We start from the raw sequence: 11,991 nt of genomic DNA on the forward strand, positions 1-11,991 counted from the left end.
TCAACTCGGCGTCGAAGCGACGCTGCATGCTCCTCGTCATGCCTAGATTTTCCTAGGCTCCTTGCCGGTCGGAGCAGCGCCATGAAAGTCGTCATCTTGGCAGGAGGCTATGGCACGCGCCTGAGCGAAGAGACCACCGTCGTCCCGAAGCCGCTTGTCGAGATCGGCGGGTACCCGATCCTCTGGCATATCATGAAGATCTATTCGCATTATGGGCTGAATGACTTCGTCATCTGCTGCGGGCACAAGGGCTCGCTTATCAAAGACTACTTTCGAAACTTCTTTCATCGAAACTGTGATTTTACCATCGACCTCGCCGATAACACGTTGGTAACGCACCAATCCCCGCGCGAGCCCTGGCGTGTGACCGTCGTCGACACGGGCGAGAAGACGATGACCGGCGGCCGTTTGAAGCGGGTGCGTGAGCATCTTGGCGAGCAAACGTTCTGCCTGACCTACGGCGATGGCGTCGCCGACGTGAACATCCGCGACCTGATCGCCTTCCACCACCAGCAGGGCGCGCTGGCGACCGTCACGGCCGTTCAGCTCCCGGGCCGCTGGGGTGCGCTGAATCTTTCCTCCGACCGACCGCGAGTCGTAGGCTTTCGGGAGAAGGACAGTGGCGACGGCCACACCATCAGCGGCGGGTTCTTCGTCGTCGAGCCCGATGCCCTCGACCTGATCGACGGAGAGGAGACGGTCTGGGAGCAGGAACCCATGCGCCGGCTCGTCGCCAACGATCAACTCGCGGTCTACCGGCACGAGGGATACTGGCAGAGCATGGACACCTTGCGAGACAAGGTTCTGCTCCAGGAGATCTGGGATTCGGGGCAACCGCCGTGGCGTGTCTGGCAGCGCCCCGAAACGCAGGCCAAACCGCGCAACGCCCCGAATCCTGGCCCCAGAATGACCACAGACATAGGCTCACGCCGATGAGAGTTCTTGTCACGGGTGCCGACGGTTACATTGGGGCCGTTCTCGGCGCCAGGCTGCTCGATCGAGGCCACTACGTGGCTGGGCTCGATACCGGCTTTTATCGGCGCGGCTGGCTGTTCGAGGATGGCTTGACCCGGCCGTCCGTTCTCACGAAGGACTTGCGCGACATTGGCCTGGAAGATCTCGCGGGCGTCGAGGCGGTCGTCCACCTCTCGGAGCTCTCGAACGATCCGCTCGGCGAGAACGATCCTTCGGTCACATTCGCAATCAATCACGAAGGCTCGGTTCGCCTCGCTCGCCTGTGCAAGGCGGCCGGGGTCGCCCGCTTCGTCTACGCATCGTCGTGCAGCATCTATGGCGCGGGCGGGAGCGAAGCCAAAACGGAGCTCTCGAGCCTTCATCCGCAGACGGCCTATGCGAGGTGCAAGATCCTCGTGGAGGAGGAAGTCCGCAAGCTTTCGGGCATCGACTTCGTGCCGGTTTTCCTCCGCAACGCCACGGCTTTTGGCGCGAGCCCGCGCCAGCGCTTCGACCTCGTGCTGAACAACCTCGCGGCTTGGGCTCATGCCGCCGGTGAAATCCGGATGACGAGCGACGGCACGCCTTGGCGACCGCTGGTACATGTCGAGGATATTTGCTCGGCGGTTCTTTGCGCGCTGGAAGCGCCGCGAGAAGCCGTGGCCGGGGAAGCCTTCAACGTCGGCGATAACGACCAAAACTATACAGTGCGGGACATTGCCGAGATTGTCGGCGCCGCGTTCCCGAACTGCCGCGTCACCTACGGACCAGCGAGCGGGGACAATCGCAGTTACCGTGTCTGCTTCGACAAGATCAGGGAGCGCATGCCGCGATTCCGCTGCGCCTGGAGTGCCGAACGCGGGGCGCTTCAGTTGCGCTCTGTGTTCGAAAGAATTCAGTTGGATCTTGCAACGCTCAACGCGCCTCCGTTCACGCGTCTCGAGGAGCTCAAGCATCTCAGGCGGACGGGGCAGATCAATGAAGCCTTGCGCTGGACGACTGGGGCTGTTCGGCCCGAGTCGGTCGCCGCCTGACGGAGTGCAGCATTGATCTTCTCGGCGACAGATCTGGAGGGCGTGATTGCGATCGATATCGAGATGCAACACGACAGTCGCGGCTACTTCGCGCGGACGATGTGTCGAGACGAGTTCACGTCTCGGGGCCTGGTTGTCGACTACGCACAGGACAGTATGTCCTTCAACCAGATACGTGGAACCCTGCGAGGCCTGCATTACCAGAATGCTCCTTGCGCCGAGACGAAGATCGTCCGTTGCGTGCAGGGCGCGATCTACGACGTACTCGTCGACATGCGGCCCGGCTCGAAGACATATCTGGCCTGGCAGAGCTTCGAGCTCTCCGCTAGCAACGGCAAGGCTGTCTACGTTCCGGAAGGCCTTGCCCATGGGTTCCAGACGCTGGCAGACGCGACTGTCGTTCAGTATCGAATCTCGGCGCCTTACGCCGCGCACGCCGCCGCCGGGATCCGATACGACGACCCACTTATCGCGATCGCCTGGCCCGAGCCGGTGACCGCAATCTCCGAAAAAGACGCGTCCTGGCCGGATCTGGAGAGATACGGGGAGCGGCGTCCGCTGCGGGCGGTGCCGACTTAACGGGAGACGAGAGAGATGCTTGAAGCACTCGGTGTCAAAGCGGGGGGCCTCCCGAGGGTCGATGTCGGCACGACGATTTCGACCCTCCAACCCAAGAAGGGGTGCCGCTTCTGTGGGACAGCTCTCAAGCATGTGTTTGTCGATCTCGGAATGTCGCCGCTCGCCAACTCCTATCTGCGGCGCGACGATCTCGGCAAGCCCGAACGTTTCTTCCCGTTACGAGCGTATGTCTGTGCTGAATGCTTTCTTGTACAGCTGGAGGATTACGAGAGTCCCGAAACTATCTTCAGCGACTACGCGTATTTTTCGTCGTTCTCGAATTCATGGCTCGATCACGCCCGGCGCTATGTCCGCGACATCTCCGAACGGTTCGCCATAGGAGAGCAGAGCCAAGTCGTCGAGATTGCCAGCAACGACGGCTATCTGCTTCAATATTTCGTCGAGCGGAACGTGCCGGTCCTCGGCATCGAACCGGCCGGGAACGTCGCGGAGGCAGCGCGTCGACGTGGAGTTCCAACCCATGTGAAATTCTTCGGCCAGGAGACGGCGCGCGAACTGGTGCGGGAGGGTATCCGGGCCGATCTGCTGATCGGGAACAACGTCCTCGCGCATGTTCCAGATCTCAACGATTTCGTGCGCGGCCTGAAAATCCTGCTCGCCGGCGATGGCGTGGCCACGCTTGAATTTCCGCACCTCATGAGGCTCATGGCAGAGAACCAGATCGACACGATCTACCATGAGCACTTTTCGTACTTTTCGTTTCTAGCGGTCGAAAAGATATTTGCCGCGCGAGGTCTGTGTCTGTTCGACGTGGAGGAATTGCCGACCCACGGGGGCTCCTTGCGGATCTATGCCCGCCATGATCGGATCGACGCCCGCCCCGTCAGCCCAAGCGTGGCCAACCTTCGTCGACGCGAGACAGAGTTCGGGCTCGCGAGCCTCGAACGGTATCTCGCATTCGCGGGCCGGGTGCACGAGACGAAGTGCAGGCTCCTCGAACTCCTGATTGCGGCGAAGCGATCCGGCAAGCGCGTCGTCGGCTATGGGGCGCCGGCCAAGGGCAATACGCTCCTGAACTATTGCGGGATCCGCTCCGATTTCATCGATTACACGGTGGATCGCAGTCCCCACAAGCAGGGCCATTTTCTCCCGGGAACGCACATCTATATCGACGACCCGAGCCGCATCCGGGAGACTCAGCCAGCCTACGTCCTCATTCTTCCCTGGAACCTGAAGGACGAGATCATGGAGCAGATGGCATATATCCGCGATTGGGGCGGGAGATTCCTCGTGCCCATCCCGTTCGCGCAGGTGATCGATTAGGAGAACGACACCGGCGGGGCAAACGTCATGATTGAGAAACTGGCGGCTTACCAGCGGGATTCTCTCGAACAGGATCGCTTCGGCGTGTCGAAGGCAGAGCAGGCGGGCCAGCCTGCCGCCAGCCACGGAAGTAGGACGCCACGACGAGAAGCGCCGCATCTAGCTTCGGATTCGGGCGGCGCCATGCACAGCCTGATCAAAGAGCTTTATCCCATCTGCCGCAGTATCACTGGCGACGGGGTGCGCGCCACGCTCGGCTGCCTGGCGCCGTATCTTCCGCTGGAGATCGTGGAGATCCCGACCGGAACACAGGTCCTAGACTGGACGATACCGCGGGAGTGGAACATCCGCGACGCTTTCATCAAACGGCTCTCGGGAGAGAGAGTCGTCGATTTTGGGAACTCCAACCTGCATGTCGTGGGCTACAGCGCTCCGGTTTGCGCCCTGATGAGTTTGGCCGACCTCCGCTCACATCTGCATACCCTCCCCGCCCAGCCCGACTGGATCCCTTATCGGACGTCCTATTACGCCGAGACATGGGGCTTCTGCCTTTCGCACAACCAGTTCGAAAGCCTCGGTGACGAGGTCTACGAAGTTTGCATCGATTCAACCCTGGAGGATGGGTCCCTCACCTATGGCGAATGCCTGATCGAGGGCGAAAGTTCGGACGAGGTCCTGATCTCATGCCACGTCTGCCACCCGTCGCTTTGCAACGACAACCTGTCCGGTATCGTCGTTGCAGCGGCGCTTGCCCAAGAATTGTCACGACGCCCGACCCGCTATAGCTACCGCTTCGTCTTCGTGCCAGGCACGATCGGCGCGATCACATGGCTCGCGCGGAACCGATCTGTTCTGGAGCGGGTGAAGCACGGTCTCGTTCTGACGTGTCTCGGCGACGCGGGCCGCATCACCTACAAGAAGAGCCGAGGCGGCGACGCCGAGATCGATCGTGCTGTCGCCTACGTGCTTCAGCAGAAGGCTTCGGAATTCGCGATCCGGGATTTCTCTCCGGACGGATACGACGAGCGTCAATACGGATCGCCCGGCTTCAATCTTCCGGTCGGCTGCCTCATGCGGACGCCTCACGGCGTATTCCCGGAATACCACACCTCCGCCGATGACCCGAACTTCGTGCGCCCGGCCGCCCTGGCGGATTCCGCCCTGACGTGCCTGGAGGTGATCGATGTGATCGAGAATAATCGGATCTACCGCAACCTTCAGCCCTTCGGGGAGCCGCAGCTCGGGCGCCGTGGCCTCTACGAGAGCCTGGGCGGTCAGATCGCGAGCGACTTTCGGCTTGCGATGCTTTGGCTCCTCAACATGAGCGACGGAACGAACAGCCTCCTGGATATCGCCGCCAGGGCAGGCCTCCCGTGGCAAAGCGTGAAGGAAGCTCGGCGAGCCCTCTGCCAGGAAGGCTTGCTCGAGGTGCTGGCCCAGGAGCCCGCATGATCCAAGTGCAGATCACGCTCTCTCGTGACGCGTCGTTCGACCGGGGTGTTGGCCTGCTCCCATTAGGTGGCCCGGTTCAAATCTAATGCATTGTTGGCTTTGATCCGGTCCCATTTTCGCTACACCGACGTTGTCCTCCGGCTCTAGTCCGCGCCTTAATTCAAAGCTGGCTGGCCTCCCTCGGCAACGCGCGGCCACGGCGGTGTCCTTGCCGTCGGCGCGCACCGCCGCTTGCAGATCATGCTTGCTGGCTCGACGCGCACCGAGCGCCGTAGCTCGCGGATTTTGACCCGGTGCGGTTCTGCGCGTCAGCGGAACCCGCAGAACTTGATAGCGGTCAATAAGCCGCCTGCACTCCCTTTTAAGAGCACCGAGCAGCGCCAGAATGGAACACCGGTCCGGCGCCGGAGACGCGGGGGGTGGTCCGCTATGCGGGATGAGCCAGGCGTGGTCACGTCTGTCATGCTGAAAACCATGGGGTTCGCAGATGGATCTTCTGAAATTTTACAAAAAATTTAAGGGCGGCTATGCAGATGAATTAGCTAAAAAGTTCATCTCATGGAATGTCCATAGCCATGAGAGCGCAAGGCGGCTCAGTGCGCTACTCGAGAGCGGCGAGTACGCGCGAAGCAATATGAAAGGCGCATTTTCAAGTCCAATAACTAGAGACGTTTTCTACCACAGTTTAGCATTAGCGCCTCCAAATGGATTGCTAATGGAATTTGGTGTCTGGAGCGGAGATACGATTAATCGCATAGCTGATCATGTAGGCTCATCGCGAACCGTACACGGCTTTGATTCATTTGAAGGCTTGCCGGAAGATTGGACGGACGGCTATCGAAAAGGCACCTTCAACTTTCACGGTAAGCTCCCAAACGTTCGTCATAATGTAGAATTGCACGTAGGCTGGTTCAGCGACACCCTACCGAAATTCATGGAAATGTCAGCCGATACGATATCCTTTTTGCATATCGACTGCGATTTATATTCAAGCACAAAAACAATATTCGATAATGTCGGTGATAGATTGATCCCCGGAAGTATAATACTTTTCGACGAATATTTCAATTATTACGGCTGGAAAGACCACGAACATCGCGCTTTTGAAGAATTAATTCAGCAAAAATCTTTAGCATTCAAGTATACTGCTTACAATACGTCAGAATATAATGTTTCCGTTCAGATTATAGGTAAGATCTGAACAGCTGGAGTTTTTTCACATCCTCAAGTTGATCGTGGCCGAGTGGCCGCCAGCGCCGGCCCTTTCGGCCGCCTGGACCCTCATTCATGAAGTAATGTTCTACGCGACCTTCTTGCTCTCGTATCGCACACCGAAATTCCAATGGCTGTTTGGGTAGCCCTGATCGGAGTGACCAACCATCTGCCTATCATCATAGCTGAGGTCAACTCGCCGCCCGCGCTACAAGCGACCCTTAAAGCGTTTCTGGCTCCGATAAATATCGAGTTCGTTGCCGGCATGATTGCGGCGGTCGCGGTCAGGTCTCTCGCGTTAGTGTGGGCGCGTTGTGCTGGTGGTCGGTATAACCGGACTCGTCGGGTTCTTCGCAATCGAGGAAATTTTGCGAGTATGGTTTGGAGTAGTGTGGCGATTGTAATCGCGGGGCTAGTCCGCATAGAAATATCTGGGCCTCTTGCAGCACCTCGTTATCTGCATTTTCTCGATAATGCCTCTTACGCGATCTATTTGATTTACGATCCGATCATCTCAATCACAGTTGGCATCTTACGGAAGCAGGCTTTTCGGCGGCGTTCTCCGGCTGGGTCCGCAGATTGATTTCATGGCAACGAAACAAGAACGAGCGCCAAGCACGGATTATTGAGTGAAATGCATGGCGCCACTCCCTGGGGGGCTGGGCCGGGAAGGGAGTGGCGCCAACACTCGGACGCCTAGCGACCTCCGAGATACTGCACCCCAGATGCTGCCGGACTCACCGGAAGCCGTGCTTTCAGTTTCTCACCCTCGCCCCCGGTTTCGCCGTATCGGGCGAGGACCATCGGCCAATCGCCTGCCTAGACAACCGCGAGCACCCCGGCCCAGGAGGGCTGCCAAACGAGTCCGCCAATTCAAGCGCCGCTGCCACGCTGGGGGTCGCGATGGCGCGCGGATCGGAGCGAGCTCGCTGCTTGCTCTATCGGAATGACAAAATAGGGCCTGTGTCGACGGCCTCTCAGCCAGGCAATCCACCGCTCGGCTTATCACATGCCGTCTGTCAAAAACGTTTCTGCGCCCGATAACCGTGTGACGGACGCCCACCATGGGGGTGCGCTAAACTGACGGTCTTGCAAGGACCGCGTTTGCTGCGTAGTCCTGCCGAATGTCCGAAAGGATCAAGTGGGTTCCCGACTTGTTCCCTATTCGAGCATAGTCGCAAGCCGCAGTTCGGTGTAGCGCCAATAAGGGCATGCCGCGTTCTGTGCGGATCAGCGCCTTGCGCGTCCTCTCGAACCGAAGGAACGCGAGTTCGCTTGCCTCGGTGGCATCCTCGCTCAGCTCCATCCAGGCAGGCAGGCAGCGCGGTGGCGTCGCCTTGTATCGGCCCCCCGCTCAGTCAGGCGGGTAGCCCGAACTGACCCGGGCGTCGCCTCGCGACGTGCCGAGCGGGTGTCTGTTGCCTCGAACACCATCTCGGTCGTCGACGCCGATTCCGTTGTACGTCGACCGCTACTCCCAGAAACCAATCTCGCCCCGATCCGCGAGATGGATTCCGCGGACACCAAGCTGACGGACCACAGCCAGATTGTGCTCCGAAATGTCGAGAGCGTCGATAGGGTACAACCCGACAATCAGGGCGTTGCGACTGTAAACCCCATCTTCACATGGGTGCGCTCAGCCAGCGCATCCCGGGACGAATCCACCCTGACAAGGTGCCGTCAGGCGTCGTCCTGGCGGCCGGCATGACCACTACCGTGCAGATCGATGTACCGAGTACAAATCGATGACCACATCAACGAGCGCAATGTCCCCGTACCCGCGCTAACCGCGTCTACCAGGGGCGCCCATCACCCGATCGCGCTTAGTGCCCGCTCGAAATTGCGTATGGCGCCGAAGATCGATGGAACTCGCCTTCTGGCGCTATCGGCACTAACGGCGGGAGGATGTCGCATTCGCGCGATAGTACGCCCAATCAAGAACCAACCGTCGTCTCATCACGCTCGCAATAAAGTGCCCAGTCGTCCATAAGTTTGCGGCGCTTCTCCAGAGCATCGCCGCGACGGTAGGCACGCTCGACCTCGTTGCCGACCGTGTGAGCCAACGCTGCTTCAGCAACCTCACGCGGGAAGGTGGTTTCCTCCCCTACCCAATCCCTGAATGATGATCGAAAGCCATGAACCGTGTCGGTGGACTTCAGTCTGCGCATCTGCATATCCAGTGCCATGACTGAGAGCGACGCGCCTTGCTTTGCACCGGGGAATACGAACGCCGATCCGCCATCGTTATTCGGGCGATGTTCTTTTAACCCGGTGACAATCTGGATAGCACGAGCAGAGAGAGGCACCCGGTGCTCGCGGCCAGCCTTCATACGCTCCGCCGGCACGGTCCACACCTTCGCCCTGAGATCGAACTCGGCCCATCTCGCACCCATCACCTCCCCCGAGCGGCCAGCAGTCAGGATAAGAAATTCAAGAGCGCATGCCGAGATCCCCTCACTGGCTCGCAGTCGGGCCACGAATGCTGAGACGCTCGCATAAGGCATGGCCGCGTGATGGCCACGCTGCAGCTTCTGACGCTTCGGCAGGAGACTATCTAGATGACCACGCCACCGTGCTGGGTTTTCTCCCAGGCGCAGCCCCTTGGCTTTCGCGGCATCAAGCACACGTTCGATGCGGCCGCGAACACGAGAGGCCGTCTCGGCTTTCGTCGACCAGATCGGCTGGAGGACGCGAAGCACGTCCTCGGTAGTAATCTCGTCAATTGCAATATCACGGATCGACGAGCAGTAGCTCGCACCAAGCGTCGTGCGCCATTGCTCAAGATGCTTGGCATTGCGAAAGCCAGGGGCGATGCTCGCAATGAGGCTATCCGCCACGGCAGCGAAGGTGGGCTTGGCCTCTAAAGCTCTCTCTGCGGCCGCAGTGGCCCGTCGCTCTGCCAACGGGTCTTTGCCAGCATCGATCAACTTACGCGCCTCAGCGGCCTTTTGGCGGGCATCAGCCAATGAGACGTCTCGTACCGACCCGAGGCCAATCTCCCGTCGCTTGCCGTCGCGTTTGAACATGAACAGCCACGACTTGGCACCGGTGGGGCTCACCTGGAGATAAAGCCCAGCGCCGTCCGAATGTCGGCCAGCGTCACGGATGGTCGCCACCGCCCGCGCCGAGAGCTTGTTCACTGCCGTGGCCATCTACCCCACCCGCTACCCCACCCGAATTTGTGGATTGTAGCGAACTGGCATGAACGCCCGCAATGAGGCCGCTGCCACTATTCCATTGAAATAAAATACGCTTCGTACGGCGACGTACGAACAAGGAGGGCAGTTTGGCGGAGGGAGCGGGATTCGAACCCGCGATACGGTTTCCCGTATACACACTTTCCAGGCGTGCGCCTTCAACCACTCGGCCACCCCTCCGTGGCGCACGCATCACTACGCACGCCTCGCCGAAAGGGCAGACCCCTCCGGAGAGGCGCGGAATATAGCGAAGCGCGTCGCTCTGGCAAGCCGGTGGCGCGGCTTAATAACCGCGTTCGTCAACAAGCGCCGCCGCCAATGTCCTCACGGCGCCGCGGGCGTGGTCGCGGAGATGCGGCAGGCCGCCTTGTCGGAGCGCGGTCCCAACATGTGCACCTGGTCCTGCCCCTTGCTGCCGGGCAACAGGTTGAACAGCGTCGTGCTGGCGCTCCCGGTCTCCTTGCCCCTGGCGGTGAAACTGCACGTCACCACCGCGGAATCGTAGGTGAGCGCGCCGTCATTGACGATCGCCACATCGATCACCGTGCCGATATCGTCTGAATTGAGGTCACCTTGACTGAGTGTCAGCGCCGTGTTGTCCGCGAGAGCCGCGTTGGCGAACAAAACGGCGGACACGGCGATCACATGCCGCAGTGCCATCATCGAACTATCTCCCCTGGACATGGAAGCCCGCGGATACCGCAGGCAGGCGTTTCGGCAGCCATCCGTCCGCACCGCGATGATTCCCGCGCGCTTTGGAAGCAAATCGAAAGCGCGCGCCATCAAAGCCTTAGAATCTCCGCCTGACAAGATTCGTCGACGCGCGACGAGTACCCGGCGCTGCTCGCCGCGTTCATTGCCTAAAACCCGCATCACGCCCTCTCCCCAAGCATCTATTGAAACATTAACGCACGATTACATCGAAGAACCAACGTCATGCCCATGAAATGGGAAATTCATGACGAATTGATGTAGTCTAGTCAGGCCGCCTAGACAGGTATTCGCACCGCTGTATATTGCGGGCGATCCGGCATGCCGATTCATTAGGGGGATGGTCATGGTGTGGGACGTGCGCCCGCAGGTGCTTCGGCATCGCTTAGCGAGCGCCTCGGCGGTATGCGCCCTGGCCCTTTTCGCGGCCGGCTGCGGTGAGCGCAACGAATATGTGCCGCCACCGCCGCCGAAGGTGACCTATGTGCTGCCGAAGAAGGAGGAGGTCACTCGCTACCTCGAATTCACCGGCAACACCGACTCCATCAACCAGGTGGACCTGGTCGCCCGTGTCGAGGGCTTCCTGACCTCCATCAACTACAAGGACGGCTCCGTGGTGAAGAAGGGCGACCGGCTCTTCGTGATCCAGCAGGACACCTACCAGGCCAATCTCGACGGTGCCAAAGCAGCGCAGGCTTCGGCCGAAGCGCAGTACACCAACGCCGAGACCGAATATAATCGCCAGGCCACGCTCGGTAAGCAGGACTTCTCCTCGCAGGCCGTGGTCGACAAGGCCCGCACCAACATGCAGCAGGCCGCCGCCTCGGTGGATTCGGCCAAGTCGAATGTCGAGCTGGCGCAGATCAATCTCGGCTACACCGTGGTCGCGGCCCCGTTCGACGGCGTCGTCACCCGCCACCTTGCGGATGTCGGCCAGCTGGTCGGCCATGGCGACCCGACCAAGCTCGCGTCCATCGTCCAGGTCAACCCGATCTACGTCTATTTCAACGTCAACGAGAACCAGGTGCTCCGCATCAAGGAGGCGCTGGCAAAGCGCGGCAAGACGCTGCGCGATATCGGCGAGGTCGAGGTCGATATCGGCCTGCAGACCGAGGACGGTTATCCGCACAAGGGCAAGATCGACTACATCTCACCGGAGATCGATCCGTCCACCGGCACGCTGCAGGTACGCGGCCTCTTCGATAACCAGAATCTCGCTTTGCTGCCCGGCCTGTTCGTGCGGGTGCGGGTGCCGACCCAGCGCATCCCCGATGCACTGCTGGTCGACGACACCGCCATCGGCTCCAGCCAGCAGGGCAGCTACGTGATGGTGGTCGGCAAGGACAATGTGGTGCAGCAGAAGGACATCGTCCCCGGCCAGCTCGAAGGCCAGTTCCGCGTTGTCGAGAGCGGACTGTCAGCCGACGACAAGGTGATCACCGGCGGCGTCCAGCGCGCCGCGCCGGGCGCCAAGGTCGACCCGGAAGCGCAGCCCGCCACGCCGTAAGTGCCGTGAGTTCCGCCCTCCG

At 60.2% G+C, this 11,991-nt stretch carries 9 protein-coding genes and 1 tRNA gene; 7 read left to right on the forward strand and 3 right to left on the reverse strand.

Annotation, left to right across the window (positions count from 1 at the left end):
* The first annotated feature begins 81 nt into the window (after positions 1-81).
* From rfbF to G3545_RS15095, 6 genes are all read left to right on the forward strand, one after another.
* Positions 82-936 (forward strand): glucose-1-phosphate cytidylyltransferase, encoded by an 855-nt coding sequence (gene rfbF, locus G3545_RS15070; protein ID WP_170013952.1) that lies wholly within the window; start codon positions 82-84, stop codon positions 934-936.
* Positions 933-1,988 carry an SDR family oxidoreductase gene (locus G3545_RS15075; RefSeq protein WP_170013954.1) on the forward strand — a complete coding sequence of 352 codons (1,056 nt, stop codon included), beginning with the start codon at positions 933-935 and terminating at the stop codon, positions 1,986-1,988. The genes rfbF and G3545_RS15075 overlap by 4 nt, the downstream gene beginning before the upstream one ends.
* A gap of 12 nt (positions 1,989-2,000) precedes the next feature.
* A complete protein-coding gene (rfbC, locus tag G3545_RS15080; RefSeq protein ID WP_170013956.1) occupies positions 2,001-2,567 on the forward strand; it encodes a dTDP-4-dehydrorhamnose 3,5-epimerase in 567 nt (188 codons plus the stop codon).
* 15 nt (positions 2,568-2,582) lie between these two features.
* Complete coding sequence (locus tag G3545_RS15085) at positions 2,583-3,890, forward strand: class I SAM-dependent methyltransferase (RefSeq protein ID WP_170013958.1); 1,308 nt, start codon at positions 2,583-2,585, stop codon at positions 3,888-3,890.
* Between the two features lie 27 nt (positions 3,891-3,917).
* Positions 3,918-5,342 (forward strand): DUF4910 domain-containing protein, encoded by a 1,425-nt coding sequence (locus G3545_RS15090; RefSeq protein ID WP_246702418.1) that lies wholly within the window; start codon positions 3,918-3,920, stop codon positions 5,340-5,342.
* Positions 5,343-5,829: 487 nt separating this feature from the next.
* A complete protein-coding gene (locus G3545_RS15095; protein WP_170013960.1) occupies positions 5,830-6,543 on the forward strand; it encodes a class I SAM-dependent methyltransferase in 714 nt (237 codons plus the stop codon).
* Between the two features lie 1,945 nt (positions 6,544-8,488).
* Here the strand turns inward: G3545_RS15095 and G3545_RS15100 are convergent.
* The 3 genes from G3545_RS15100 to G3545_RS15110 form a co-directional block, all read right to left on the reverse strand.
* Positions 8,489-9,706, reverse strand: coding sequence for a site-specific integrase (locus tag G3545_RS15100; RefSeq protein WP_170013962.1), 1,218 nt, complete (start codon positions 9,704-9,706; stop codon positions 8,489-8,491).
* A 135-nt stretch (positions 9,707-9,841) separates the two neighbouring features.
* Positions 9,842-9,931, reverse strand: a tRNA-Ser gene (locus tag G3545_RS15105).
* A gap of 144 nt (positions 9,932-10,075) precedes the next feature.
* Positions 10,076-10,414 (reverse strand): hypothetical protein, encoded by a 339-nt coding sequence (locus G3545_RS15110; protein WP_170013964.1) that lies wholly within the window; start codon positions 10,412-10,414, stop codon positions 10,076-10,078.
* A 394-nt stretch (positions 10,415-10,808) separates the two neighbouring features.
* Here G3545_RS15110 and G3545_RS15115 point away from each other — a divergent pair, with 394 nt between their 5' ends.
* On the forward strand, positions 10,809-11,969 hold the full coding sequence (locus G3545_RS15115; protein ID WP_246702419.1) for an efflux RND transporter periplasmic adaptor subunit: 1,161 nt from the start codon (positions 10,809-10,811) through the stop codon (positions 11,967-11,969).
* Positions 11,970-11,991 lie beyond the last annotated feature (22 nt).

Source organism: Starkeya sp. ORNL1, from assembly GCF_012971745.1.
Lineage (GTDB): Bacteria > Pseudomonadota > Alphaproteobacteria > Rhizobiales > Xanthobacteraceae > Ancylobacter.

What these genes read in the sequence shown, in the direction of transcription:
- G3545_RS15110 (WP_170013964.1), bottom strand. Translation starts at nt 10,414, where the DNA reads ATGATGGCACTGCGGCATGTGATCGCCGTGTCCGCCGTTTTGTTCGCC.
- G3545_RS15115 (WP_246702419.1), top strand. Translation starts at nt 10,809, where the DNA reads ATGGTGTGGGACGTGCGCCCGCAGGTGCTTCGGCATCGCTTAGCGAGC.
- G3545_RS15095 (WP_170013960.1), top strand. Translation starts at nt 5,830, where the DNA reads ATGGATCTTCTGAAATTTTACAAAAAATTTAAGGGCGGCTATGCAGAT.
- rfbF (WP_170013952.1), top strand. Translation starts at nt 82, where the DNA reads ATGAAAGTCGTCATCTTGGCAGGAGGCTATGGCACGCGCCTGAGCGAA.
- G3545_RS15085 (WP_170013958.1), top strand. Translation starts at nt 2,583, where the DNA reads ATGCTTGAAGCACTCGGTGTCAAAGCGGGGGGCCTCCCGAGGGTCGAT.
- G3545_RS15090 (WP_246702418.1), top strand. Translation starts at nt 3,918, where the DNA reads ATGATTGAGAAACTGGCGGCTTACCAGCGGGATTCTCTCGAACAGGAT.
- G3545_RS15075 (WP_170013954.1), top strand. Translation starts at nt 933, where the DNA reads ATGAGAGTTCTTGTCACGGGTGCCGACGGTTACATTGGGGCCGTTCTC.
- G3545_RS15100 (WP_170013962.1), bottom strand. Translation starts at nt 9,706, where the DNA reads ATGGCCACGGCAGTGAACAAGCTCTCGGCGCGGGCGGTGGCGACCATC.